This window comes from Bacillus sp. BS1807G30 (assembly GCF_040047675.1).
Taxonomy (GTDB): domain Bacteria; phylum Bacillota; class Bacilli; order Bacillales; family Bacillaceae; genus Bacillus; species Bacillus altitudinis.
This window is the reverse complement of record NZ_CP157353.1, coordinates 2,575,586-2,602,541: the sequence shown is the minus strand read 5'-3', so window position 1 is coordinate 2,602,541 and position 26,956 is coordinate 2,575,586. Positions and strand designations below refer to the sequence as shown.

General features: G+C 40.7%; 26 protein-coding genes. 16 read left to right on the top strand and 10 right to left on the bottom strand.

All coding sequences use genetic code 11. The features are described 5' to 3' along the window. Positions 1–23: 23 nt before the first annotated feature. Positions 24–1,961, bottom strand: coding sequence for an ABC transporter permease (locus tag ABG082_RS13365; protein ID WP_348936176.1), 1,938 nt, complete (start codon positions 1,959–1,961; stop codon positions 24–26). Continuing rightward, positions 1,951–2,712 carry an ABC transporter ATP-binding protein gene (locus tag ABG082_RS13360; RefSeq protein ID WP_348936175.1) on the bottom strand — a complete coding sequence of 254 codons (762 nt, stop codon included), beginning with the start codon at positions 2,710–2,712 and terminating at the stop codon, positions 1,951–1,953. The genes ABG082_RS13365 and ABG082_RS13360 overlap by 11 nt, the downstream gene beginning before the upstream one ends. A gap of 298 nt (positions 2,713–3,010) precedes the next feature. Here ABG082_RS13360 and ABG082_RS13355 point away from each other — a divergent pair, with 298 nt between their 5' ends. Together ABG082_RS13355 and ABG082_RS13350 are read left to right on the top strand one after the other, a co-directional pair. After that, positions 3,011–3,355, top strand: a complete 345-nt coding sequence (locus tag ABG082_RS13355; RefSeq protein ID WP_148943429.1) for a PadR family transcriptional regulator — start codon at positions 3,011–3,013, stop codon at positions 3,353–3,355. Then, complete coding sequence (locus ABG082_RS13350; protein WP_348936174.1) at positions 3,346–4,590, top strand: FtsW/RodA/SpoVE family cell cycle protein; 1,245 nt, start codon at positions 3,346–3,348, stop codon at positions 4,588–4,590. The genes ABG082_RS13355 and ABG082_RS13350 overlap by 10 nt, the downstream gene beginning before the upstream one ends. A gap of 74 nt (positions 4,591–4,664) precedes the next feature. Here the strand turns inward: ABG082_RS13350 and ABG082_RS13345 are convergent, their stop codons facing one another. From ABG082_RS13345 to ABG082_RS13310, 8 genes are all read right to left on the bottom strand, one after another. Further along, on the bottom strand, positions 4,665–5,669 hold the full coding sequence (locus ABG082_RS13345; protein ID WP_348936173.1) for a sensor histidine kinase: 1,005 nt from the start codon (positions 5,667–5,669) through the stop codon (positions 4,665–4,667). Further along, on the bottom strand, positions 5,669–6,358 hold the full coding sequence (locus ABG082_RS13340) for a response regulator transcription factor (protein WP_348936172.1): 690 nt from the start codon (positions 6,356–6,358) through the stop codon (positions 5,669–5,671). Before ABG082_RS13340 ends, ABG082_RS13345 begins: the two co-directional genes overlap by 1 nt. A 110-nt stretch (positions 6,359–6,468) precedes the next feature. Then, positions 6,469–7,389 carry an iron-hydroxamate ABC transporter substrate-binding protein gene (locus ABG082_RS13335; protein WP_317327780.1) on the bottom strand — a complete coding sequence of 307 codons (921 nt, stop codon included), beginning with the start codon at positions 7,387–7,389 and terminating at the stop codon, positions 6,469–6,471. Positions 7,390–7,579: 190 nt separating this feature from the next. After that, a complete protein-coding gene (locus ABG082_RS13330; protein WP_035391139.1) occupies positions 7,580–8,179 on the bottom strand; it encodes a response regulator transcription factor in 600 nt (199 codons plus the stop codon). Beyond that, positions 8,176–9,312, bottom strand: coding sequence for a sensor histidine kinase (locus tag ABG082_RS13325; protein ID WP_048002751.1), 1,137 nt, complete (start codon positions 9,310–9,312; stop codon positions 8,176–8,178). The genes ABG082_RS13330 and ABG082_RS13325 overlap by 4 nt, the downstream gene beginning before the upstream one ends. 117 nt (positions 9,313–9,429) lie before the next feature. After that, positions 9,430–10,479 (bottom strand): fatty acid desaturase, encoded by a 1,050-nt coding sequence (locus ABG082_RS13320; protein ID WP_008343127.1) that lies wholly within the window; start codon positions 10,477–10,479, stop codon positions 9,430–9,432. A 190-nt stretch (positions 10,480–10,669) separates the two neighbouring features. Continuing rightward, positions 10,670–12,112, bottom strand: a complete 1,443-nt coding sequence (locus tag ABG082_RS13315) for a DEAD/DEAH box helicase (protein WP_348936171.1) — start codon at positions 12,110–12,112, stop codon at positions 10,670–10,672. A gap of 116 nt (positions 12,113–12,228) precedes the next feature. Then, positions 12,229–13,032 (bottom strand): NAD kinase, encoded by an 804-nt coding sequence (locus tag ABG082_RS13310; protein ID WP_017358281.1) that lies wholly within the window; start codon positions 13,030–13,032, stop codon positions 12,229–12,231. Positions 13,033–13,479: 447 nt separating this feature from the next. Here ABG082_RS13310 and sppA point away from each other — a divergent pair, with 447 nt between their 5' ends. The 14 genes from sppA to ABG082_RS13240 all read left to right on the top strand — a co-directional run bounded on the left by sppA (position 13,480) and on the right by ABG082_RS13240 (position 26,849). Continuing rightward, the gene (sppA, locus tag ABG082_RS13305; RefSeq protein ID WP_008343134.1) at positions 13,480–14,481 is read left to right on the top strand and encodes a signal peptide peptidase SppA; all 1,002 of its coding nucleotides are present in this window, start codon (positions 13,480–13,482) and stop codon (positions 14,479–14,481) included. A gap of 14 nt (positions 14,482–14,495) precedes the next feature. After that, positions 14,496–15,020: an RDD family protein gene (locus tag ABG082_RS13300; protein WP_008343136.1), complete on the top strand. Its 525-nt coding sequence runs from the start codon at positions 14,496–14,498 to the stop codon at positions 15,018–15,020. 102 nt (positions 15,021–15,122) lie between these two features. Further along, entirely contained in the window at positions 15,123–15,830 is a 708-nt protein-coding gene (locus ABG082_RS13295) for a DUF2953 domain-containing protein (RefSeq protein ID WP_017358280.1), read from the top strand. Positions 15,831–15,844: 14 nt separating this feature from the next. Beyond that, a complete protein-coding gene (ytfJ, locus tag ABG082_RS13290) occupies positions 15,845–16,297 on the top strand; it encodes a GerW family sporulation protein (protein WP_007501733.1) in 453 nt (150 codons plus the stop codon). A 112-nt stretch (positions 16,298–16,409) separates the two neighbouring features. Further along, the gene (gene tpx / locus ABG082_RS13285; RefSeq protein WP_007501731.1) at positions 16,410–16,910 is read left to right on the top strand and encodes a thiol peroxidase; all 501 of its coding nucleotides are present in this window, start codon (positions 16,410–16,412) and stop codon (positions 16,908–16,910) included. 88 nt (positions 16,911–16,998) lie between these two features. Continuing rightward, positions 16,999–17,973 carry a class I SAM-dependent methyltransferase gene (locus ABG082_RS13280; RefSeq protein WP_008343142.1) on the top strand — a complete coding sequence of 325 codons (975 nt, stop codon included), beginning with the start codon at positions 16,999–17,001 and terminating at the stop codon, positions 17,971–17,973. A gap of 229 nt (positions 17,974–18,202) precedes the next feature. After that, positions 18,203–19,387: an acetate kinase gene (locus ABG082_RS13275; RefSeq protein ID WP_007501728.1), complete on the top strand. Its 1,185-nt coding sequence runs from the start codon at positions 18,203–18,205 to the stop codon at positions 19,385–19,387. A gap of 99 nt (positions 19,388–19,486) precedes the next feature. Further along, entirely contained in the window at positions 19,487–20,002 is a 516-nt protein-coding gene (locus ABG082_RS13270) for a molybdenum cofactor biosynthesis protein B (protein ID WP_348936170.1), read from the top strand. Positions 20,003–20,175: 173 nt separating this feature from the next. After that, positions 20,176–21,387 (top strand): argininosuccinate synthase, encoded by a 1,212-nt coding sequence (locus ABG082_RS13265; protein ID WP_008343148.1) that lies wholly within the window; start codon positions 20,176–20,178, stop codon positions 21,385–21,387. Further along, complete coding sequence (gene argH / locus ABG082_RS13260) at positions 21,384–22,757, top strand: argininosuccinate lyase (protein ID WP_217816493.1); 1,374 nt, start codon at positions 21,384–21,386, stop codon at positions 22,755–22,757. The genes ABG082_RS13265 and argH overlap by 4 nt, the downstream gene beginning before the upstream one ends. Positions 22,758–22,875: 118 nt before the next feature. Beyond that, entirely contained in the window at positions 22,876–23,781 is a 906-nt protein-coding gene (locus ABG082_RS13255) for a phosphotransferase (RefSeq protein ID WP_250026746.1), read from the top strand. Between the two features lie 95 nt (positions 23,782–23,876). Next, positions 23,877–24,632 (top strand): SDR family oxidoreductase, encoded by a 756-nt coding sequence (locus ABG082_RS13250; protein ID WP_008343153.1) that lies wholly within the window; start codon positions 23,877–23,879, stop codon positions 24,630–24,632. Between the two features lie 66 nt (positions 24,633–24,698). Continuing rightward, on the top strand, positions 24,699–25,382 hold the full coding sequence (locus tag ABG082_RS13245) for a metal-dependent hydrolase (protein WP_035391153.1): 684 nt from the start codon (positions 24,699–24,701) through the stop codon (positions 25,380–25,382). A gap of 144 nt (positions 25,383–25,526) precedes the next feature. Continuing rightward, positions 25,527–26,849 carry a CBS domain-containing protein gene (locus ABG082_RS13240; protein WP_017358275.1) on the top strand — a complete coding sequence of 441 codons (1,323 nt, stop codon included), beginning with the start codon at positions 25,527–25,529 and terminating at the stop codon, positions 26,847–26,849. Positions 26,850–26,956 lie beyond the last annotated feature (107 nt).

Below are 26,956 nucleotides of genomic sequence, written 5' to 3'. Positions count from 1 at the left end.
GGCCAGTGCCTATGGGGAATACTTTACAACGATTCTTTAATGACTTTTTTATAATATTGGACAGATAGGAATCCGAAGACGGAGTATAAAACGGTATAAATCGTCATCACAATCAGCATAGGAGTCCACAGTTCGCTGCCAAATAAAAACCAGCCAGATTGTACAGCAAAGTAGCTGTGCAGCAGTCCGACGAGAAGCGGAATGCCAAAGTTGAAGAGCTGTTTGAGTCGAATGCCTTTTAAGAGATCTTTCTCCGTAAAACCAAGCTTACGCAGAATCGTGTATGAGCTTTGTTCCTCTTCACTCTCATTCATCTGTTTAAAGTATAAAATACAGCCTGATGTCACAAGGAAGCTGAGGCCTAAAAATCCGACTACAAACATCATCAGTCCGATGGTTTGTTTTTGCTGCTGAGTGTTAGCAAATCTAGACATGCTTTCATCACTCAATTTCGCAGACATAAAGACGTCATTGGCTTGTTCAACCTTTCCCTCATCTTTTATATTGATCGCAATATATTGATTATTCTCACGCTGCAGTTTAGGATCTTTGTTTTGGTCGAGCTGCTCAAAAACACTTTCACTGACGACAGCAACAGGTAGGCCGCCAAAAGTAAACTGGTAAGAGATTAAATGATCCTTTTTCATATCAATTACTTTTAAATCAATTGGTTTTTTTATTAAAAGTTTCACATCACCGGTGCTTTGAATCGGCATGAATTTTTTCAATAAATCATTGTAGCCGCTTAACATGACTTCGTTGTTCTCTACATGAATATTTGGTGCGTTTTTCTCGCTGATCACAGGTAGTGTCAAGACTCCTGGAGCTTTATTCACACTGCTTAACTTCGTATCGATGATCTGATTTGCATCAAAATCGGCTTGAATGACCTCGAACTGCTTTTTCTCATAGGCAATATGCTGATCAGAAAGTGCACGAGTGAATGTGCCAGCATCTTTCTCTGACCCCATGACAAAATGTGCTGGAATTTGTTGTTCAGCTGTTTTTTCTGCTGAGTAGTAGGAAATATAGCTGAGTGATAACAAACCGATGGCAAGTGCAGATACTGTAGTAATAATCGTTAACAGCAATGCATTTGATTTTAAACGGAACATTATCGACGATAAAGACAAGACTTCATGAATGGCAAGGTAGCCATTTTTTCTTTTTCGTACGATATTGGCAATGAATGAAACAGAGCCTTTATAGAAAAGGAAAGTACCAATAATGACAGAACCTAAAATATAGATCATGGCTAAAAATAACGAAAACATCGATGTGTATGTGCCACTAAAAAGCTGAGAAGAAATGTAATAGCCTGAGCTGATGAAGGCAATGCCTAGAATCCCGATGATGATTTCAAAGACAGAGATTTTTTTAATGCGCTGCTCTGTAGAAGAGGTGGTTCTAAACAAAGCTAAGATCGTTTGCTTCTGAATGAAACGTCTATTTCTTAGCATGATGACAACATAAATCAAGAGAAACACGATGACCGTTTGCAAAAGAGCCATGCCAGAAAAATGAAGATTGGCAATTGCATGAACACCGGTCACTTTAAATAGAACCATCAGCATCAGCTTTGAGCCGATAAATCCGGTAAATATACCAATAGCCATCGCAATTATATATAGGATAAAATTTTCTGCATGGAGCAGCTTGGCAATATTTTGTTTCGTCATTCCAATGAGCTGCAAGAGGCCGATTTCTTTTCCTCTACGTTTGATGAAAATGCTATTTGCATATAAAAGGAAGATGCCGACGATGGCGATTAGCAGAATAGAAGCGGCTTTAATTGACGCACCGCCTTTAATAGACCCTTTCACATCATCAAGTGCTGGTGAATACTGCAAGGTGACAAAGGAAAAATAGAGCGCCACACTAAATACAAGTGCAAACACGTATAAATAGTAATTTTTCAAGTTTTTCTTCAGATTGCGGAAGACGAGCTGATTAATGTTCATGCTTCACACCGCCTAAAACACCTTGTGTTTTCATAATATCCTCGAAAAACATCTTTCTCTCTAATGCGCCTTTATTCAATTGTGTATAGATCTGTCCATCTTTGATAAAAATCACTCGTCTTGAATAACTGGCTGCAACAGGGTCATGCGTCACCATGACAATGGTTGCTTTGCGCTTGTAATTGAATTCTTGCAGTTTGTTCAGTAAGTCAGACGCAGATTTGGAATCAAGTGCTCCGGTTGGTTCATCAGCAAAAATGAGGCTTGGTTCGTGAATAAAGGCACGAACCGCAGATGTCCGTTGCTTTTGTCCCCCAGACAGTTCATTTGGATATTTGTCTCTTAGTTCATAAATACCCATATCCTCTGCAAGCTGTTGAAAGCGTTCAAAAGCTTCTTTTTTAGGCGTTTTGGAGATGGATAATGGCAAGAGGATGTTCTCTTTAACCGTGAGTGTATCAAGTAAGTTATAATCCTGAAAAACAAAGCCAAGCTGTTTCTTTCTAAATTCAGCGAGCTGCTGATCTTTCATTTGCGTCATTTCTGCATCTGCGATCCGAATCGATCCGCTGGACACATGATCAATCGATGACAATACGTTCAAAAGGGTCGTTTTCCCCGAGCCTGATGGCCCCATGATGCTGACAAATTCTCCAGCTTCTATCGTCAAATCAATGCCTTTCAGCACCTCTTGTTTATTGAATTTGTTTCCATAGTTTTTAAATAACTTGCGAGCTTCTAAAATGTTCATCTGTCGAACCCCTTTTTTATTTAATTGATATCTCTAGTATAAAAAGAAGCCGATCAGACTTCCTGCGATTTGGCGAACAAAATAGACGTGCATGTGACATTGTTGTCACATGCTTGTTTTATATGTCAAAGCCTTATGTAGAATTCAGATTGATATTCAATTATTTTATCTGTTTTTCGCTATGATGTATCAAATTTTTTGTTTTTTTCTGATGAACCTTTACAGAGTATGTGATTTCATGTAAGATATGCATATCAAATATATGCATAGTAAATCTATGTATTAGAGGTGACGATGGATGAAAGTGAGTAAAGAGCTTCTAAAGGGGAGTACTGCTACCCTTATTTTAAGCTTGCTAAATGAAAAGCCAATGTATGGATATGAAATGATTAAGGAATTGGAGTCGAAATCCGAAGGAATTTTTAGCTTTAAAGAGGGAACGATATATCCTATTTTGCACACTTTGGAGGGGAAGGGATTCATTGTGTCTTACTGGGGTGAAGGGAATGGCAATCGAAAAAGGAAGTATTATCGGATTAATGAACAGGGCAAAGCGTTTATGAAGGAAAAGAAGGAAGAATGGAATGTGTTCAAAGATGCAGTAGATGGCGTTTTGAACGGGGAGAAAGTCGTATGGGACTAGAGAAAAAATTTGAACAATATATCAAAAATGTGTGTAAACGAATCAAAAATAAAGACGTACATTCAAGTATAAAGCTTGAGCTTCGTGATCATTTATACACACTGAAAGAGGAAGCGGTCAGTGCGGGCATGTCAGAAGAAGAGGCGGTAGATCAAGCGCTCGATCAAATTGGAGATGCAGCCATACTCGGAATGCAGCTTCATGAAACACACAAAACTCAAGTTGACTTTAAAACGATACTTCTTGTATTAGCTACTTGTTTATTTGGGCTGTTTGTAATGTATTATTTTCAGTTTCATTCTCATTTACTTCATTTTCAAGACACGAATATCTTTTATAAAAGTCTCATTTACTATGTATTTGGTCTTGCGTTGATGCTTGGACTGTTTGCTTTTGATTATCGGCGCTTTTTACCCTATTCATGGCATTTATACATAGGAACGATTGGAATGCTGATTCTTACAATGATGATTGGGACAAGAGTGAACGGTATTCTCTTTTTAAGCTTAAATAATGGATCGATCAATCTGACTGAAATTTTTCCATTTCTGATGATTATTTCGTTAGCGGGCATTTATCAATCTTGGAATTGGAAGAATGGTTTCAAGTCCTGGCTAGGGTTAGCGATTGTCACTTTACCCATTATTTTATTACATATAGTCGGATCTCTTTCTGCAACCATCACCTTTATGGTCATATGCATAACGATGATGTATGTATCTCATGCAAGAATGAGACAGCTTATTCTGTTTACAGCAGCAGGTATTGTCTATCTCATTGTTCAATTATTTTCTCTTTATCAAGCTGATATGTCCCACTTTTACCAATACTCACTTCATGAATTTAGCTCAAATGGTTTTCAGATAAATCCGTACGCATTGTATGATGTTCACACTGATTGGATGTTGACGTATTTCATTTATTCATTCGGATGGTTCGCAGGATTGGCCGTTTTTATTTTGTTTGTGACTTTGATTTATAGAGTAGCTCATACAGCGAAACGAGTTCAATCTGCTTATGGCAAAATATTAATGATTGGTTTGGCAACCACATTTGCAGCAAAATTTATCTTAAGTATTTTTACAAACTTTGGATTATTGCCTATATCAGGAGTTTCCATGCCTTTTATGAGCTATGGGGGATCTCATATTCTTCTAGAAATGATGTCAGTCGGGCTGCTAATGAGTATTTATAGAAGGAAAAATCTAGGGGGGATGTCCCGTGAAGTAGCATGATATGGCTGTATAAAATAACCCAATCTCTTCAATGCATCGTTGGATGAAGAGATTGGGTTTCTTGAACTGCATGTTCACATGCTCGCAATATGCACAAAATCATTCTTTTTCGGAAAGATAAAGGTAAAAGTGGTCCCTTGATCTAATGTGGAGTTGACCTCGATCGTGATATGAAGAACGTCAGCTCCCTTTTTTGTTAAATAGAGCCCCATGCCTGTGGAGGCCGTGTCATTGTGATGTCTTGTGGAGGTAAAGCCTTTTTCAAAAATACGGGACACGTCTCTTGGGTCAATTCCTCTACCTTGATCTGTGATGGTGAGCACCACTTGTTCGTTCATTTGTTTGCTTTCGATGATAATGTCAGATGAATGGCTGTACTTGACTGCGTTTGTCAGCACTTGTCTGATCATAAAGGATAACCATTTTGTATCACTTAATACGTCTCGCTCTTCTAATAAAAGGTCAAAGCCAATTCCTTTTTGTATACACCACGATTGGAGCGCTTTGATTTCTTTCGTTAGCATGTTTTGGAGATCCAGTTTTTCAATAAATAAATCATTTTCAATATGTTGGATCCTGCTTTGATGCAGCTGTGCATCAAGGAGTAAATGTATTCTAAGCCATTCATATGTCATATTTGATTTGAGCGGCTGTTCTGTTATACGGTCAATCATTAAGTGCATCGCCGTGAGCGGCGTTTTCACCTCATGTATCCATGAGAGCAGTTCATCTTTTTCTTCTTCCAGTGCAGTCTTTTGTTTAGCCGTCATCTGGCGGTATCGGTCGATTTGCTCTGACGCTGCCTCCTGTACAATTTGTTCAAAAGGGGAAGAGGGTTTGAGACGCATTTGATGGTCTATGTTTTCGTCCCATTCTTTCAGTTGTTCATAATAAGCAGTTTCTTTCCGGTAACGAAAAAAAAGAAAAACAATGAAGAGTAATGTAGACAAAAGCACGATATAAAAAAGAGAAGCGAGTGGAATCGTTGTATCCAAATATGCAACAAAGAGAATGAGAAGCTGCAAACTAAGAAAGAACAAGATCCAGCTTCTTCGTTCTTTTAGAAATGCTTGCAGCATCATTGATCATCCTTTTCTTTTGCAAGATAACCTTGACCCACCTTTGTTTCAATGAAGGCGCCAAGGGAGATTTCGTCTAGTTTTTTTCTAAGGCGGTTGACGTTTACAGTGAGTGTATTGTCACTCACGAATCGTTCATCGTCCCATAAAGCTTGGATGAGAGATTCCCTTTTGACGATATGGTTTTTATGCTGAATCAATTCTTTGAGAATAAAAAACTCATTTTTTGTTAATTCAATCTCACCGTTTTCATTTGTCACTGTATTATTTTCAAGGTCAAGGGTAGCGCCGCACCAGACTTTTAAGTTGGCTGGTTCCGCATTATAATCATGGACTCGGCGAAGAACAGCACTTACTTTGGCGATGAGAACGTCAAAGTGAAAGGGCTTTTGTACAAAATCATCGGCTCCAAGCTGCATCGACATGACCATATCAGCAGGATGATCACGAGAGGAAAGAAAAATGATGGGCACATTGGAATGATGCCGAATCATCCGGCACCAATGAAAGCCATCGTACTTTGGCAGCTGAATATCAATAATGACTAGATCAGGCTGGATGGAAGTGAACTCCTGCATGACCTGTTGAAAATTGTTGATCCCATACACATCATAAGACCAGTTGATTAAACGTTCTTTGATTTCTTGGAAGAGGGTTGTATCATCCTCAATCAGCAAAATTTTAAACAAAACGAGCACCACACTTTTTAAATTAGCTTGTACATCATTGTAGCGGAAAATAGGCACTCCCGCTAGAAGCAGACAGCAAAAAAGCAAGGGAAGAGGTCCCTTGCTTCGGTTTATTTACCTAAAAAGTGCTTTTTAAAGAATGATAGTTGATATTCAAGTGTGAGCGGGTCATTAAAGTAAAACTCTTCCGCATTTGCTTCATACACACGATGTTTTTTCACAGCAGGAATGGACTTATAGATTTCACTGTTTTGATAGGAATTGTCCATCTCGCTGTTTTTGCTAATGATCATATAGTCTCCGGCAAATTCAGGGATGACCTCTTGTGACACCGCATAATAACCAGCTTTTAATGCTTTTTCTTTTACTTTTTCAGGCATTTTTAGTTTCATTGCTTGGTAGAGGATTTCTGTTCCGCGTCCCCATGCATCTCCAAAGACGTAAAGATCTTTTGTGCCGCTTTCAAAGACAGATACGGTTGCATCTTCACCGATTTTTGCTTTGATTTCTTTGCCAGCTTCAGCTGTGCGCTTTTTGAAATCCTTCACCCATGCTTCTGCTTCTTTTTCTTTGTTTAAGACTTTTCCAATTTCAATATGCTGCTGAAGGTAATCGACTTTGTTATACGTGAATAAAACAGTTGGGGCGATTTTTTTTAGTTTTTCTACATTTTTTGCACCGCTTAAACCAATGATGACATCAGGCTTTAGCTTCATGATTTTTTCTACATTTTCATCTGATACTTCTTCCACATTTTTTAATTTCTTTTTGAAACGTGGATTCTTTTTTGACCAAGAGTCAACACCCACAAGGTTCACACCAAGTGACAAGACATTTCCTGTATAAGAGGCGAGAACAACAACACGTTTTGGATTTGCTGGCAGCTTCACAGGTCCATTTTCAGATTGATATGTAATCGTGTCTGACGTTGATTGATTTTTTCCTTTATTTGAGGAAGAGTTGTTGCTATTGCCACATGCGCTCAACGCAAGTACGAAGATGAGCATCAGAGGGAACAATATTTTCTTCATGAATGTAGACTCCTTTGAAATCGGCACATAAGCCGTGTATTTGGTTGTATGAGTGATAATGATAATTATTATCACTCAGATATCATACCATAGATGTGAGGTTTGTTGTCAATGATATTTTAGCAGTGGATAGAGGAATTCTGATAGAAAGAAAAAAAGATCAAGGCAGTGTATGACCTGATCTTTTTTCTTATTTAAACCAGCCTTTTTCTTTGGAACGAGTGATGGCTTCAATTCGGTTTTTGACTTCTAGTTTATCTAAAATAACGGATATGTAGTTTCGGACAGTGCCGCTTTTTATGCTGAGTTCCTTGGCGATTTCTTTTGTGTTTTTTCCGTCTGCGACGAGTTCTAGAACCGATTTTTCTCGTTCAGTTAAAGGATTTTCGTCGCTATACAAGTCTTCCATTAATTCAGGGGCGTACACCTTTTTCCCTTTCATCACGCTGCGGATGGCACTTGCCAAATCCTCGCTTGGGCTGTCTTTCAGCATGTAGCCGCTAACGCCAGCTTTCAGCGCTCTTTGAAAATAGCCAGAACGGGCAAAGGTTGTTAAAATGATGATCTTCACATCAGACTTTTTGAGTTCTTCAGCGGCATCGAGCCCAGATTTTCCTGGCATCTCAATATCCATTAAACAAATGTCGACCGGGTGTTTTTTAGCAAAATCTATGGCGTCCTGGCCGTTTGTGCCTTTTCCAACAACCGTCATATCGTCTTCTAAATCGAGAAGCGATCCAAGAGCACCGAGCAGCATTTGCTGATCCTCTGCGATAAAGATGTTAATCATTTTATTTCCTCCTTATCTTTCGCTGCTGAATCATTTGGAATGCTCATGATCAGCTTCGTCCCGTTTTTTGTCTCAATGTGCAGGCGTCCATTTGCAAATTCCAATCTTTCTCTAATCCCTGCAAGGCCATGTCCCTTCGTTTGAGAGGATGGATGACTGCCTTTAAATGTGCCGTTATCCTCAACTGTAATGACAGCTTCCTTTGACTTTTGATGAATCGTGATTTGACAGACAGTGGCGTCGCTATGCTTGACGACATTCGTCACGGCCTCTTTGATGCACATGCTCACAATGTTTTCGTTTAGAAGAGAGATGTGTTTCGGCGCTTCTTTTTCATCATAAATCATGTCAATATCGGCGGCTTCAAGTATTTGCTTAATGTTCAATATTTCATCTTTGATCCGAATGCCTTTCATGGAAGAAACAATTTTTCGCACTTCATTTAGAGACGTTCTAGCTGTCTGCTGGACGCTTTTTAGTTCGGCACGAGCCTGTTCAGGGTCTTTATACACGAGCTTACGGGCAAGGTCACTTTTTAATCCAATGAGAGAGAGTTTTTGTCCAAGTGTGTCATGCAGATCGCGAGCAATTCGCTGTCTTTCTTCAAGTTTGACAAGATCGGCGATCCGTTCATTGGCATATTCTAATTTCTCTTCTAGCCGTTCACGTTCCTTCCTGCTTCTAATGCTAAGAGGGAGGAGGATGGCGCTGATCAGTGTAATCACGACAAACGGAATTTGCGTGAGAAACCAGCCCTTTTTTAAGATCAGGCTAAAGTTCACCGCTACGGCAGCGCTCGCTAGATGGATATAGTATAAGATATAGAAAGGGACTTTTCTTTTGATATGCCCGTTGAAATAGGCGATACAAAAAGCAAAATAAATGTAGCTGTAGAGCATCACATAACCAGTCGAAATGGCGATTAATAGAAGGCCGAATACATATAACGACCAGCCCTTTGAGACAAAGGCAAAACGGTAGACCGCAAAAAAGACGACGTTTAAAATAATGCCGATCACAATGCCTAAAGTCGAAGGGGTCTTAAAGATAAAATAAAAGGGCAGGATGAAAAAAATCGCCCAAATATATGGGGAAATCCCATGCAGTTTTTGAATTTTAAGTTGTTTTTTCATCCGTGATTCACCTTTTTCATTTTTTCAGTCTTTTTCACTACTTTATCAAATTGAACAGATGAGCGCATCCTGCAAATACAACAAGCTCCTTCTATTGTAAGAAAGAGCTTGCGCCAATTATGCATTCTTCTTCAGAATGTCTCCTTTTATGACAGGGGTGATTCTAGTCTGACGTGCTTCTTTAAAGGTCACAAATGCTTTCGTCTCTTCATCCCATAGTCTGAATTTCATCGACTCAATACTAGTCTTTAACGTGATGGTTGGCACATTTTTAAGTGGTTCACTGTGTTCATGGGCATGTTCTAAATGATAATTCGGCACCCTCGGACTTAAATGATGGACATGGTGATAACCGATATTGCCTGTTAACCATTGAAGAAGCTTTGGTAATTTGTAAAAAGAACTGCCTTCTACAGCTGCCTGCACATAATTCCAATGTTCATCTGCTTCAAAGTAAGAATCTTCAAATGTATGCTGCACATAAAATAACCATACACCGATTGACCCTGAGATCAGGAAGATTGGACCTTGGACAAGCAGGAACTCCTGCCAGCCAAAAAGAAGACACGTTGCAGTTGCTAGCGCAATGATGCTCACGTTTGTGAAATACGTGTTCCAGCGCTCTTTTTTACGAGCATTTTTGACGTTGAAACGGTTTTTTAAGAGAAAAACAAAGATCGGTCCTAAAATAAACATCACAAAAGGATTACGGTAAAATCTGTAGCGAAATTTCGTCCAAGCTGATGCTTCTTGATATTCTTTGACTGTCAGGAGCCAAATGTCGCCAGTACCTCGTTTGTCTAGATTACTGCTTGTGGCATGGTGAATTGAATGATCTCTTTGCCATTGAAGATAAGGGAAAAGGGTGAGTACGCCCGTTACAAATCCGAACAGGTGATTTAGCGGCTTCTGTTTAAAAAAGGATTGATGGCAGCAGTCGTGAAAAATAATAAAGACACGCACTAAAAATCCAGCTGCAATCACCGCAAAGAAGAGGGTTAAAAGGTAGGAGATGTTCAGGCTATAATAGGCAAGAAACCAAAGCCCCAAAAATGGAATGAATGTATTAAAGAGTTGAATGATACTTTTTTTCGAATTAGCACCAGAGAATTGGCCAACTTGTTTTCTTAAAGTGGCTTGCTGCTGTGTGTTTGTTGAAGTCGTCATGAACGTTCAAGTCCTTTCCGTTTCTTTCTACTTCAAAGTATAGAAGGAAAGGTGTCATGTTCATAGTAGCACCCATCATGTATACTATATGACATTTGTCATGTTGAGTATCAAAAAAGCAGGTGGCAGAAGGGTTTGTAAGTTGTGATGATAATCAATAAAAAAAGTAAAGGCGCTTAGCCTTCACTTTTTATGCACGTGCTTCATGTACTTTTAACTGCTTGCCTTTAATCGTTGTGTGGCGCATGGCTTTTAGCACAAGAGGGCCTTTGCCATTTAAAATATCTACATATGTTTTTGTTTCCTGAATGGTAATAATCCCAATGTCATCAAACGCAACGCCGTCTATTTTGGCGATCGTTCCAACGAAATCAACTGCCCGGAGTTTCTTTTTCTTCCCGCCATTAAAATACAGCTTCATAATATCTTTTTCTATGACGGCCTGCTTATTTTCCTTTTGAATCGGTGTTTCAATTTTTTCTTCAAAGCTTGCCACATGTTGTTCTGCTTCTTCTTTTGTAGGATAAGGCTGAATTTGAAAATGAATACCAGCTTCCTCTTTTAATTCTTCAATAAGCGGCTGCCCGTGCCTTGTCATAAACGCAATCGTTTTTCCGCTTTTACCCGCTCTGCCAGTTCTTCCGGTCCGGTGAATATAGCGTTCTTTTTCATATGGCAAGTCGTAATGAATGACATGTGTCATATCACTGACATCAATTCCTCGGGCTGCAATATCTGTTGCGATCAAATAACGGAATTCCCCGTTTTTGAATTCATCCATGACGGCAAAGCGATCTTCCTGCCTCATCCCGCCATGAATCTTATCGCAAGGAACATCCCACTCATCCAGCTTCATCGTCAGTTCATTCACTCGCTCCTGCGTATTGCAAAAAATGATACAGCTATCTGGATTTTCAATGACAATCGTTCGTTGAAGTAATGAAAACTTGCCTTCTTCCTCGGTTTCAATCAACGTGTGGGTGATTTGCTGCTTCGTCGTTTCCTCCCGAGCAATCTCTATCACTTTTGGCGATTGTAAAAACTGCTCACTCAAATCCTTCATTTCATCAGACATCGTCGCTGAAAATAACATCGACATCCGCTTTGGCGGCAGATGCTGAATAATAGAAGAGACTTGATCAATAAATCCCATGTTCAGCATTTCGTCTGCTTCATCTAACACGAAAAATGACAGATTGTCTAAAGAAAGTGTCCCTTTTTCGAGGTGATCCAATATTCGTCCTGGCGTTCCGCACACAATGTGGTTCTTTTGTGCAAGCTCTATTTTTTGTGCTTGAAATGGAGCTTTTCCATAAATGGCGGCCGCTTTGATTCGTTTAAATCGTCCGAGGCTGGTCAGATCCTGTTTGACCTGCATGGCAAGTTCTCTTGTTGGGACGAGGATGAGGGCTTGAGGTTTATTCTCAGCCCAATCCACCATTTCACAAATTGGCAGACCGTAGGCTGCTGTTTTGCCACTGCCTGTCTGAGATTTGACAATGAGGTCCTGCTTTGAAAAAGCAACGGATAATGTCTCGTGCTGAACAGGTGTAGGTGTATGGAAATGAAGCGCTTCTAGCGCTTGTTTCAATTCATCGCTTAATGGATATTGATCAAAATGTTGTAATGGCATCGTGTTCTCCTTTTCGTACATGTATACTTGTGACATCATACCATATCTTTTCAAAGACACCATGACCTTGAATGAAAAGGCATGAAAAAAAGCCCCGTAAAGGAGCTTGTCAATGATTAAAGGAATCTGCGTTTTACTTTTTCCCAATAGGAGTTATCTTTTAATTTGACCGTTTTGATCACTTTACCAGAAAGGCCAATGTCAATTTGTTTGACATGTTTTGTACCTAGCGCTTCGTTATCAAGACCGATAATCGGATGGTCGTTACCGTCCTGAACAACCTTTAGTGTCAGCTTGCGATCACTGCTTAAAATGAAAGGAGCTCCAAGTGTACGGTATGAGTTGTTATTCAGCGATGCCAGCTCGGTTACTTGCATACACGGAAGCATCGGATCCACCACGGCGCCGTTGACAGATTTATTGTAGGCTGTTGAACCGGTCGGAGTGGAAATAATCATCCCGTCGCCTCTAAAGGTTTCAAAATGGAAATCATCTATATACACATCGATGACAAATGTTTTAATGATGCTAGAGCGGATCGACAGTTCGTTTAAACAATGGAACTGGTTTGTACTGTCAACGCTTACATCGATGATCGGATATTTTCTCACTTCAATTTGTTCAGTGTTCATGGCATCAATCATTTGATCAAAATGTTCTAACGAAAAATCGCAGTATAGGTGCGAATTCTCTGTTTTTGATACCCCTACATACAAGCAGTCATCCCGGAAGTTCGTTTTGCGAACCGCTTGAAGAAATGTACCATCTCCACCAATTGAAGCAATGATATGGGCATCTTCTGCACGCTTTACGACGTGAAAGCCTTGATCGGTAGCGAGCTTCTCCAGAGAAGAAATGTGTCCATCCAATTCATGATCTTTTTTGTAAAAGAAAAATACATTGCGACGATTGTCTGTCATTGACGTTCTCCCCTTTGTTGTCAAAAATAGATTTCGAGTAGTAAAGGGCTTACATAAAAACCCTTGCTCACATTTTACACTTTTTTCATATGAAAGTAAAAATATTAGAAAGACGCTTCATCATGATAGAGGCTTCCATTTGAGAAATGAGTCATTGTAAGTGATTAGACAACGCTGACTTTGAGCATAATTTAATAGCTCATTTTGGAGGATAGAGAGGTCTGGGCGTTTCGTTGTGGAGATGATCTGAGCTATTAGATGTGGAAAGAGGATAAAATAACCAATTTTTCGTCATGATGAGCAAATGATAGAAGATGTAAAGTTGATCGTCATTTCACATCGGTGCTATCATATGTTGAAATGAAATGTAAAAAAACCACAGTTCCTGTGAAACATTTCATGTGTGTATTCGTATGAACGAAGTGAGACAAAAAGGAGGAGAAAGAAATGAATGCGAAAAGATGGGTAGCCTTAATCATTGCACTTGGTGTTTTCGGCTTTTCGATTGTGATTAGTATCACGACGGCCTTGTATGAAAGCTTCAATGATAATAAGATGAGCTATCAATTCGGGGACGAAATCGAAGAAAAGGTACTAGAGGATGGCAGCGGAGCGAGTAAAATTGCTGTACTTGAGATTAATGGTACGATTCAAGATAACGGTGGTGCATCCAGCCTTTTAGGCGGGGAAGCATATGATCATCGTGCGTTCTTAAAAGAATTAGATAAAGCAAAAGACGATGCGTCTGTGAAAGGTGTCTTGCTGCGTGTCAACTCTCCTGGCGGCGGTGTCTATGAAAGTGCTGAAATACATAAAAAATTAGAAGAAGTAAAGAAAGCGAAGAAGCCAATTTATGTTTCCATGGGTTCAATGGCGGCTTCTGGCGGCTATTATGTATCCACTCCAGCGAAAAAAATCTTTGCTTCACCTGAAACGTTAACAGGCTCTCTCGGGGTCATCATGCAAAGTTTGAATTATGCAAAGCTGGCAGATAATTTAGGCATCAAATATGAAACCATTAAAAGTGGAAAATTCAAAGACATCATGTCTCCAAATCGTGATATGACAAAAGATGAGCGTGCTATCATGCAAAGCATGGTTGACAACTCTTATGAAGGCTTTGTGAAAGTCATTTCTGAAGGACGCGGCATGTCTAAGCAGGACGTCAAGAAAATTGCTGACGGCCGGGTCTATGACGGAACACAGGCGAAATCGAACGGATTAGTAGATGAGCTTGGGTACTATGAAGATGCACTAAAAGCAATGAAGAAAAATGAAAAAGGCCTAAAAGGGGCAAAGGTTATCAGCTATTCACAAAGCTTTGGCTGGAACTCTCTTTTCAATATGAGTGCAAGCAAGCTCTTTAAAAGCGAAATTGATTTTCTGAACTTAAAAGAAACACTGGCTGGCTCAAATGGGTCTAAACCGATGTATCTCTATTCAAAATAAAGGAGGGATCATAGATGGATTCTACATTCGATGAAGTAACGGAAAGTCGCAGCCAAGAGGGAGAATCAAGGCCGACTCTTGCGAAGCGCACTTCAATTGAAGCGCAGGCCTTTGCAGGTTTCTGGATTAGATTTTGGGCATTTATCCTAGATTGGCTCGTCGTATGGGGTGTTAACCATTTGACGGTTTCTCCAATCTTTAGTCTCTTTGGCTGGTCAAAAGGGGGAGGTTGGTTTTCCCCATTTTCCGTCACAACGACAATTGTCTTTCTGCTTTATTTTGCGATCATGACGAAGATTTTCCAACAAACACTTGGAAAGATGGTGTTTGGAATCAAAGTCGTCTCACTTCAGCCGGAGAAGAAGCTGCCATGGGATGTCATTTTCTTTAGAGAAATTGTGGGGCGATATATTAATACGCTTTTTGTTCTCTATGCCGTGGTTGGGTTTACGCCGAAAAAGCAAGGGGTTCATGACTACTTTGCAGATACGGTGGTTGTTCATGAACATTTATATGAAAAAACAGAATCAAACGCATAATCAAAGAGAGTTTGGCCGGGTACCGGTCAAACTCTTTTTTTTGGGTGATTGGGTATAAAATCCAGAAGGAGAGCCATAATCGTAGAGGAAGCATCATTTGTTATGGAGGAAGTGAGCACAGTGCTGTACGTTTGGATCGCAGCTTTTTTGTTCCTTGTGATCTTATTGATCTTTATGAAAGTGACCATTTCACTGGACTATTCACATGCAAATGACAATGACCATATTGCGGTGAAGATCATCACCTTATATGGAATCGTCAGACTGAAGAAAGACATTCCGATGGTGAAAGTGAATACGGAAGATCAAACGATTGATATTCGTGAAAAGAAAATGGCCAGCACCAAAACGCCTAATCAAGAAAAAGAAACCATGCATAAAAAAGTGGGAAAACGTGATGTAAAGGAAATCCTTCATCAAATGGAGCGTATTACAAAAGAAATTGTCGATCTAAACCGGATCATGCGAAAGTTTTTCATTCATATAAAAATCGTCTCATTTCACTGGTCCACATGGATTGGTTTTCATGACGCAGCTTTAACAGGTGTAGCAGCCGGTGGTGTGTGGTCAGTAAAAGGAGCACTTCTTGCCTTTATGCAGGAGCACCTCACCTTTAAGCACAAACCCGTCTATGAAGTGATTCCCGCTTTTCAGCACAAAGTATCACAGACACACTTTGCATGTATAGCTTATTTTCGGATTGGACATGCTATGCTTGCAGCCATTCGATTACTTGTCCATTGGTTAAAAGGGAGAAAGGCGAGAAAAAATGCCTCTCTTCAAGCAACGAAGAATGAATCATCTGTTTAAGGAGGAACCCGAAAATGGCAGATCATCCAATCCAAGGTCTGATGAAGACAGCGATGGAAAACTTAAAAGAAATGATTGATGTGAACACGATCATCGGCGATCCAGTCGAAACCCCTGACGGCAGTGTCATTCTCACTGTGTCAAAGGTTGGTTTTGGATTTGCAGCCGGCGGCAGTGAATTCAACGGTAACCAAAAGAAAGAAAAACGGTCTGATGAACAAGAACGAAAAGAACCGAGACTCCCATTTGGAGGCGGAAGTGGTGGGGGAGTATCGATTACACCAATCGCCTTTTTAATTGTGGGAACAAATGGCGTACGAATGCTTCATTTGGATGAACACACACATCTGCTCGATAAAATATTGGATTCTGCTCCTCAAGCAATTGAACGTCTTCAGCACATGTTTAAGAAGGATGAACGGGAGCATCGTCACAAAGAACGAAAACTAGATGACATAGACCTTTAAAAAGTTAGCTGCCCTGCAGTTAACTTTTTTTTCAAAATGGACGATTAGGCTTTGCAGTTTTTTGCTTTCTCTACTATGATAGAACCATACATTTGATAAGGGAGGAATTGTTTTGGCATCGATCACATTTAAAGGGAGCCCAGTAACGCTTGTAGGAAATGAAGTGAAAGTAGGCGAGCAGGCTCCAGATTTTACGGTATTAACGAACTCACTAGGGGAAGTTTCACTTTCTGATTTAACAGGAAAAGTGACGATTATCTCAGTGATTCCTTCTATTGATACAGGTGTGTGTGACGCACAAACAAGACGTTTCAATGAAGAGGCAGCCGGCTTAGGTCCGGTCAATATTTATACCATTAGTGCAGACCTACCATTTGCACAAGCACGCTGGTGCGGAGCAAACGGAATTGAAAATGTCGAAACATTATCTGATCATAGAGATATGTCATTTGGTGAAGCGTTTGGTTTATATATGAAAGAATTGCGTTTATTGGCGCGTGCGGTCTTCGTATTAGACCCAAGCGGAAAAGTCGTTTACACTGAGTATGTAAGCGAAGCAACCAATCATCCAAATTATGAAAAAGCCATTGAGGCTGCGAAATCACTGTTATAAAAGCAGCATCGACAAGAGCTCCGGCTTCATACTGGGGCTCTTTTCAATGAGAACATATAGCTTTTAACAAAGCGAGGAGAGAAAAGCATTGCAGAAAGATCAAGTGAGTACGATTTTTGAGCTGCTCGATACAGCTTCAATTCGTTTAAAAAAGGAACAGAACATTTCCTATATTGAAGCATTGGCAGAAGCAGGAGAAGCCTTTTTCCAGTCAAATGATCGAAACGGTTTACTAAAAGATTTAATAGAGAAAGCAGATTTCGCCTCTTATGATCATGAGCAGATTCGTAAAGCGTTTCAGCTCGCCGTACTGAAAGGACAAAAAGATATTTCACATCCAAACCGGCAGATGACACCTGATACAATTGGTCTGTTTGTCAGCTATTTGGTCAATAAATTTTTAGAAGGACAAAAAGAGCTGGTTGTCTTTGATCCAGCAGCGGGAACAGGGAATTTACTGCTTGCGGTCCTCAACAATGTAACAGCAGAAACAAAACGTGGTTTTGCCTCTGAAATTGATGACGTGCTCATTAAAATTGCGTGGGCACAAGCGAACTTAGAAGAAAAAGAAGTAGAGCTTTTCCACCAGGACAGCCTTGAGCCGCTTCTTATCTCACCAGCAGATGTTGCTGTATGCAGTCTTCCTGTCGGGTATTATCCAAATGATGAGCGCGCTAAAGATTATGAATTGAAGGCAAAAGAAGGTCATTCCTTTGCGCATTATTTATTCATTGAGCAAAGTCTTCGTTACACGAAAGAAGGCGGCTTCTTATTCTTCATCATTCCAAACGATTTATTTGAAGGAAAAGAAAGCGTACAATTAAAGGATTTCATCAAAGAACATGCATATATGAATGCGCTAATTCAGCTGCCAGTCTCTATGTTCAAAGACAAAAAGCATGCCAAAAGCTTATTTGTGATGCAAAAGAAAAAAGAGGGGCTCGAAGCACCGAAACGTATGCTATTTGCCAATCTGCCATCTTTCTCACAGAAGGAAGCAATGGTTGGCGTCATGAGAAAATTAGACCAATGGTTTATAGAAGAAAAAGAAACGAAAGAATAGCCAGAGTGATGTCTGGCTATTTTATTATTCAGAAAATAACGACTTATTGATGTAAGCGGTAACAGTTCGAAGGTGTACTTGAAATGCAAAGTTTTCAATGTTTAAATGAAAAAGTCAGATATTTTTCGGACTTATCGTTAAACTATAAAAGACCCGTTCAAACAGGTTGAATATAGCACCGAAAAAACGTGAAACCTTATATAACAACTGAGTAAAAGGAGCGACAGTAATGTCCAAAATTATTGCAATCAACGCAGGAAGCTCATCTCTTAAATTCCAATTGTTCGACATGCCAGAAGAAACCGTTTTAACAAAAGGTCTTGTTGAAAGAATCGGAATGGACAACAGTATCTTCACGATTTCTGTAGATGGAGAAAAGAAAACAGAAGTCACAGATATTCCAGATCATGCAGTAGCGGTTAAAATGCTGCTTGAAAAACTAATTGAATTTAACATCATCAAAGACTTTAATGAAATTGATGGCGTAGGACACCGCGTCGTTCACGGCGGAGAAAAATTCAGCGATTCTGTTGTATTAACAGATGAAGTCATCAATGACATTGATCAGCTTTCAGAGCTTGCACCACTTCACAACCCTGCAAACGTTGTAGGAATCAAAGCATTTAAACAAATTCTGCCTGACGTACCAGCGATTGCTGTGTTCGATACAGCGTTCCACCAAACAATGCCAGAGCAGTCTTACCTATACAGCCTTCCGTACGACTACTACAAAAACTTTGGTATTCGTAAATACGGATTCCACGGGACAAGCCATAAGTTCGTAACAGAGCGTGCAGCAGAGCTATTAGGCCGTCCTCTTGAAGAGCTTCGTTTGATTTCTTGCCACCTTGGAAATGGTGCAAGTATCGCAGCAGTTGAAGGCGGAAAATCAATCGATACGTCAATGGGCTTCACACCACTTGCGGGTGTTGCAATGGGAACACGTTCAGGTAACATTGACCCTGCCCTTATTCCATTTATTATGGAGAAAACAGGACATACAGCGGAAGAAGTACTTTCTACTTTGAATAAGAAGAGTGGTCTTTTAGGTGTGTCTGGTCTTTCAAGTGATCTTCGTGATATCGAAGAAGCGACAGAAGAAGGAAACGACCGTGCAGAAGTAGCACTAGATATTTTTGCAAGCCGTATTCATAAATACATCGGTTCTTATGCAGCGAGAATGAATGGTGTAGATGCCATCATCTTCACAGCTGGAATCGGTGAAAACAGCTCAGAAGTGAGAGCACGTGTACTTCGTGGTCTAGAATTCATGGGCGTATATTGGGATCCATCTCTTAACAACATGAGAGGCGAAGAAGCATTCATCAGCTACCCTCACTCTCCTGTAAAAGTCATCGTGATTCCAACGAACGAAGAAGTCATGATTGCAAGAGACGTTATGCGTTTAGCGTAACATCCTTTTAAAGCTCTTTTCCTCAGCGGAAAAGGGCTTTTTTCTATTGAAATCAGCATGCTATAATGTGAGGCAATATGAAAGGAGCGGTGTGAAGAGATGAGCGTCGAAGAACATAAACGCGAAGCGAAAACGAGGCTTCATGTAAAAGTCATTACCGTCAGTGATACAAGGACAAAAGAAACAGATAAAAGCGGCCGTCTGATGATTGATTTGCTCAAAGAACAAGGGCATCTTATTCTTGCATATGATATTGTGAAAGATCATATTGGGGCGATTCAAGACGCCGTTTTAGAAGGAACAAGCGAAGCGAAGATTGATGCCGTCTTGTTAAACGGGGGAACTGGTATTGCATCAAGGGACGTCACGATTGAATCCATTACACCTCTTTTCTCAAAAGAGCTGCCGGGCTTTGGAGAAATTTTTCGCATGCTGAGCTATACAGAAGATATTGGATCAGCCGCGATCTTATCTAGAGCGACGGCAGGGGTGATTAACCAAAAAGCCGTTTTTGCCACACCAGGCTCTACCGGAGCAGTTCGGTTAGCCATGACCAAACTCATTATTCCAGAGCTTCCTCATGTCTTGCGAGAGCTTGAAAAAGATCAAAAATAGCCCAAAATGACTCTGCCAAGAAAATTTGGCAGAGTTTTTTTCATAAAGGGGTTGAAAAAACAATTTTTCCTTGTTACAGTGTATACATACTAAATGCATGTTTATAAATTAAAACTTATTTTTATGCAAAAAACATTCACAGAATCAAAACAAGCGAGAGGAGCTTTTCAAACATGTCACAAAATAAAAAAGTCGTATTAGCATATTCCGGAGGTCTTGATACCTCTGTTGCAGTTAAATGGTTACAGGAGCAAGGTTACGAAGTTGTTGCTTGCTGCCTGGACGTAGGTGAAGGAAAAGATTTAGCATTCGTTCAACAAAAAGCACTTCAAGTCGGAGCTGTTCAATCTTACATGATCGACGCAAAAGAAGAGTTTGCTGAAGAATTTGCACTTGCAGCACTGCAAGCACACACGATGTATGAAGGGAAATACCCGTTAGTATCTGCACTATCTCGTCCGCTCATTGCCAAAAAATTAGTGGAAGTCGCAGAGAAAGAAAATGCCGTAGCCGTTGCACACGGATGTACAGGGAAAGGAAACGACCAAGTTCGTTTTGAAGTATCAATCAAAGCATTGAATCCAGACCTAGAAGTTCTTGCACCAGTGCGTGAATGGAAATGGTCTCGTGATGAAGAAATCGACTATGCACAAAAGCACGGTATTCCAATTCCGATTAACTTAGATAGCCCATATTCAATTGACCAAAACCTTTGGGGCAGAAGTAACGAATGTGGTATTTTAGAAGATCCTTGGGCAGCGCCGCCAGAAGGTGCTTATGATCTGACAAATCCACTTGAAAAAACACCTGACACACCTGAAATCATTGAAATCACGTTTGAAAAAGGAAAACCAACAGCGATTGACGGAATCCAGTATTCATTATCTGATCTGATCCTTCATTTAAATGAAGTTGCTGGCCAGCATGGTGTAGGCAGAATCGATCATGTTGAAAACCGTCTTGTTGGAATCAAATCTCGTGAAGTGTATGAGTGCCCAGGTGCAGTTACCCTATTAAAAGCACACAAAGAACTTGAAGACTTAACGCTTGTTAAAGAAGTAGCACACTTTAAGCCAATCGTTGAACAAAAAATGGCTGAATTAATATACAACGGCTTATGGTTCTCACCACTTAAATCAGCACTAGATGCATTCTTACAAGAAACGCAAAAGAACGTAACAGGTGTTGTACGTGTGAAACTATTTAAAGGCCATGCCATTGTAGAAGGACGTAAATCACCATATTCACTTTATGATGAAAATCTAGCGACTTACACAAAAGCAGATGAATTCGATCATGATGCAGCTGTAGGATTTATTAACCTTTGGGGTTTACCAACAAAAGTAAACAGCATCGTGAATAAAAAGGAGCAGGTTAAAGCATGAAAAAGCTTTGGGGAGGCCGATTTCAAAAAACACCAGAAAAATGGGTCGATGAGTTTGGTGCATCCATTCATTTCGACAAACAATTAGTCAAAGAAGATCTGACCGGCTCCCTTGCCCATGCAAGTATGCTGAATAAATGTGGTATCATCGGCGATGAGGAGGCCGCTGCAATCAAAGACGGACTGAATACGCTCATGAAAAAGGCAGAGGCGGATGAACTCGATTTCTCAGTAGATTATGAGGACATTCATTTAAACCTTGAAAAAATGCTCATTGATGAGATTGGTCCGCTTGGCGGCAAATTGCACACAGCGAGAAGCCGGAATGATCAGGTCGCAACCGATATGCATTTATATTTGAATAACCAAGTAGAGCATATCATTGAGCTGATCTCTTCTTTTCAAACAGTGCTTGTAGAAAAAGCTGAACAGCACGTTGAAACGATTTTTCCAGGATATACGCACTTACAGCGTGCACAGCCTATCTCCTTTGCTCATCATATGCTCGCCTACTTTTGGATGCTTGAGCGGGACAAAGCACGTTTTCAAGATTCATTGAAGCGGATTAATGTGTCACCACTTGGATGCGGGGCGTTAGCAGGAACGACATTCCCAATTGATCGTGAATATACAGCAGAGCTTCTTGGCTTTGACCATATTTACGAGAACAGCCTTGATGGCGTGAGTGATCGTGATTTCATTTTAGAGTTCTTGTCTAATAGCAGCCTTGTGATGATGCACCTCTCACGTCTTTGTGAAGAAATCATTTTATGGTGCTCTCAAGAATTCAAATTCATTGAGCTTGATGACACGTACGCAACAGGCAGCAGCATGATGCCGCAAAAGAAAAACCCGGATATGGCTGAATTGATCCGCGGAAAAACAGGGCGGGTATATGGCAACCTGATGGGGCTGCTCACGATTATGAAAGGCTTGCCGCTTACGTATAACAAAGACTTGCAAGAAGATAAAGAAGGCATGTTTGATACGGTGAAAACAATCGCTGGCAGCCTGCAAATCTTCACAGGCATGATTCAAACAATGACAGTGAACGAAGACATCATGAAAAAAGCAACAAAAGAAGATTTCTCAAATGCGACCGAAGTGGCAGACTACCTTGCGAAAAAAGGCATGCCATTCCGTGAAGCACACGAAATCGTTGGGAAGCTTGTGTATACATGCATTCAAAAAGGCATCTATTTAAGTGACCTTCCATTTGAAACATTTACAGAAGCAAGCGGCCTCTTTGAAAAAGACATTTACACTGTTCTTGATCCGTATGTTGCTGTTGAAAAAAGAACAAGTGCAGGTGGAACTGGATTTAAACAAATTCAGCTCGCTTTAGAAAAAGCAAAAGCCTGCCTAGCATAATTCGCCAAAACCATTCGTTTATACGGATGGTTTTTTTCAGGGGAAAAAGGAGATTGATCTTCACTGGAGAAAATGAAAGCATACCAGTGTCAAGCTGAATAAGGAGTGACAACAGTTCATGAAGAAAACGCTTCAGGCTTTGTTTGATCAGCCTATCGTATCAGTGAAAACGTTAGGAGAACCATACGACGGTAGGGCTAATGATGTGTGGCTGATTTCCTTACAAGACCAAACGGAATATGTAGTGAAATCTCCAAAAACTGCAAGAGAAGAAAGTGAATTTGTGTATGGGATCAACATGATTTATGGAGTAGATGCCCGTACTGTACAAGAGCATCTTGATGAAATCAATGAAAAGCTGGCTCATACGAATTCCTTCCATATTCCGAAAGTTGTTCGTAAAGTGAAGAAGGCGGGGAAACACTTTTATGTCATGGAAAAAGTAGAAGGAATCCCTTTAACATCTTTTGAGGGCCGTTCAGCACAATTCTATAGGGATTACGGGAGGAGACTAGCGCATCTTCATTCATATCAAACAAACTTTTTCGGAGCAGTATACGGGGGAGAAAAGAGACATTTGAGAGAATTCCATGCGCTGTTAAAAAAGGCAGTCTCCAAACTCATCAGCCGCTATTACGCTGATCAGCCTGAATATCAGAATTATGCAGAAAAGGTGCAGCAAAAGCTTGAAACGCTAAGTCCTCCTGATGCAGCCAGTCTCATTTTAATTGATTTAGACCCATCGCAATATATTGAAGACGATGATCAAGTGGCGAGTCTAGTTGATACGGAATATGTCGTATTTGGACCAGCTGCGTTTGATTTGATTGCACTAGAATATCTTTTGACGAAAGAAGCTGCACAAGTGGTTCAATTGGGCTATGAAGAGATTTGCCCGCTTCCTCGCCAGCTTCATGAGGTGAGAGAATGCTATCGGTTTGTTTCGCTGCTTCTCGATATCCATGGTTCATGGGATATGAAAAAGTGGATGAATCACCCTATACGGTTTTCCCCTCATTGTTAAAGGGTTCAAAAGTGCGAAGGGAGCCGGTTTATAGTAAAGTAAAGATAACAAAAGAAACACATGAACTTGCAACCTTTGCTTTAGGAGGAGATTGTGTGCGACACGCATTAATAACAGCGGGTTCTAAAGGACTTGGCAGGAAAGTCACCGAGTCTTTACTGAATATGGGGTATTCTGTGACAGTGAATTATCGAAGTGATGATGAAGCTGTCCGGCAGATGAAAGAAGAACTGCAAGAATACGAAGAAAAGCTTCAATTTGTCCAAGGCGATGTGACAAACAAAGAAGATTTAAAAAACATGGTCGAGCTGGCAGCAGAGCGATTTGGGCGGATTGATGCCTTGATCAATAATGCTGGACCTTATATTTTTGAACGAAAAAAACTCGCGGATTACTCTGAAGACGAATGGTATCAAATGATGGAAGGCAACCTATCCGCAGTGTTCCATTTGTTCCGAATGGTGATCCCTATGATGAGAAAACAAGGCTTTGGCCGGATTATCACATATGGCTTCCAAGGAGCAGACCATGCGCCAGGCTGGATGCACAGATCAGCCTTCGGAGCGGCAAAAGTGGGCCTTGCGTCATTAACGAAAACCATTGCGATTGAAGAAGCCGAAAACGGCATCACTGCTAATATGGTGTGTCCAGGCAAAATCGTTGGAGACATGAAAGAATCAACGATAGAGGAAGCACGTCAGATAAAAGACGATGAAACACCGATTGGTCGGTCTGGGACAGGTGAGGATATCGGTCGTATCATTTCATTTCTATGTGATGACCGTTCAGACCTCATTACAGGAACCGTCATTGAAGCAACAGGTGGTCTTAATGTGATTCATAGGCACTAAGTTTTTCAGCTTTTTATAGAGGGAATAGACAAAATGAGATCAAATTCGAAAGGTGGATATATTTACATGAAAGCTACATATCATGGACATTCAGTCGTACACATTGAAACAAACGGATACCATATTTGGATTGATCCATTTTTAAATGGAAATAAGCACACGGATATCAAACCGCAAGATGTGAAAGCAGATGTGATTTTGCTCACGCACGGGCATGGAGATCACGTCGGAGACACGATTGAAATCGCTAAAAACAATGACGCACTCGTGATTGCGCCATTCGAGCTTGCCACTTATTTAGGCTGGCAAGGGGTGAAAACGCACCCGCTTTCTATAGGCGGCGGACGTGAATTTGAATTTGGTAAAGTCAAGCTGACGCAAGCGTTCCATGGCTCAGCGGTCATTGATGAAGAATCCAAAACGATTACGTATACAGGGATGCCATCCGGTATTTTATTTACTGCTGAAGGCAAAACAATTTATCATGCTGGAGACACGGCTCTCTTCTCGGATATGAAACTCATTGGGGAGCTGAATCATATTGAGCTCGCCTTCCTGCCAATAGGTGATAACTTCACGATGGGACCAGACGATGCGAGAATCGCAGCAGAGTGGCTTCGTGCGAAACAAGTCGTACCGATTCATTACAGTACATTCCCGCCGATTGAGCAAGATCCTCATGCCTTTGCAGACAGCTTGCATGGCGGCGTGGGTCACGTATTAAACAGCGGAGAATCCATCGATATTTAATAATAGGAAGAAAAGCCGGCATCCAACCGGCTTTTTTTATTTGCTTGCATCGTGCTCGTGTAAAAGACAAATTGCTATTAAAAGCCTCCTGCCTTTATAATGAAATATAGATGAAAACGCTGAAAACAAAAAGGGTGAACGGGATTGGCGACAAAGCATGAGCAAATTTTATCGTATATTGATTCATTAGATGTCGGAGAGAAAATTTCTGTCCGGCGTATAGCGAAAGAAATGAAAGTCAGTGAAGGCACGGCTTACCGGGCTATTAAGGATGCTGAAAATAAAGGGTTCGTGAGCACCATTGAACGAGTCGGTACCATTCGAATTGAACAGAAGAAAAAAGAAAATATTGAAAAGCTGACATATGCGGAAGTGGTCAATGTCATTGATGGCCAGGTGCTTGGTGGACGAGCTGGCTTACATAAAACGTTAAATAAATTTGTCATCGGTGCAATGGAACTGGATGCGATGATGCGTTACACAGCAGCAGGCAACCTGTTGATCGTAGGAAACCGGATCAATGCTCACCGGCAAGCATTAGAGGCGGGAGCGGCTGTGCTGGTCACGGGGGGATTCTCAACAGATGATGAAATTATTCAGCTCGCAGATGAGCTTGAGCTACCCATTTTATCAACAAGCTACGATACATTTACCGTAGCGGCTCTCATTAACCGGGCCATTTATGACCAGTTGATTAAAAAAGAAATTGTGCTTGTGGAGGATATTTTAACGCCGATAGAACGGACCGTCTATTTATCGCCAGAAGACAAACTTGAGAAATGGTATGAAAAGAATTATGAAACCGGGCACGGCCGGTTCCCGGTAGCAGACGATCAAATGAAAATTCACGGCATTTTGACCTCAAAGGATATTGCAGGCCATGACCGATCTACACCGATTGAAAAAGTGATGACAAAAAATCCGCTGACCGTTATTGGCAAAACATCTGTCGCTTCAGCTGCACAAATGATGGTGTGGGAAGGTATTGAGGTGCTGCCAGTTGTAAATGATCATGCGAAGCTGATTGGGATGATTAGCCGTCAGGACGTGCTGAAGGCGCTGCAAATGATTCAAAAGCAGCCGCAGGTCGGTGAAAAGCTGGATGATGTCGTGTCACGAGGATTTAAGGAGACTGAGACAGAAAAACCAAAAACAGATGCGGTGTACCAATATGAAGTCTCACCACAAATGACAAATCAGCTCGGCAATATTTCGTATGGTGTGTTTACACAAATTTTAATCGAATCAGCCAACCGCTTCTTAAAGTCTCATAAAAAAGGCGAGCTAATTGTAGAGAGTCTTTCTGTCTATTTCTTAAAACCGGTTCAAATGGAATCCACGATACAGATCAAACCGAATATTTTAGAAGTTGGGCGCAAGTTTGGAAAGCTGGAAGTGGAAGTTTACCATCAGTCAAATATTGTAGGCAAAGCGATGTTGATGGTGCAGCTGATGGAGAGAGGATAATAGGCAAAAAAGGGCGGCATGAATGCGCCCTTTCAGCGTGTAAACAAACCCTCGTATTCTTTATCAGTCCTGCGTGCTGGTGCTCACGAATGTGACATTCGCTCCGC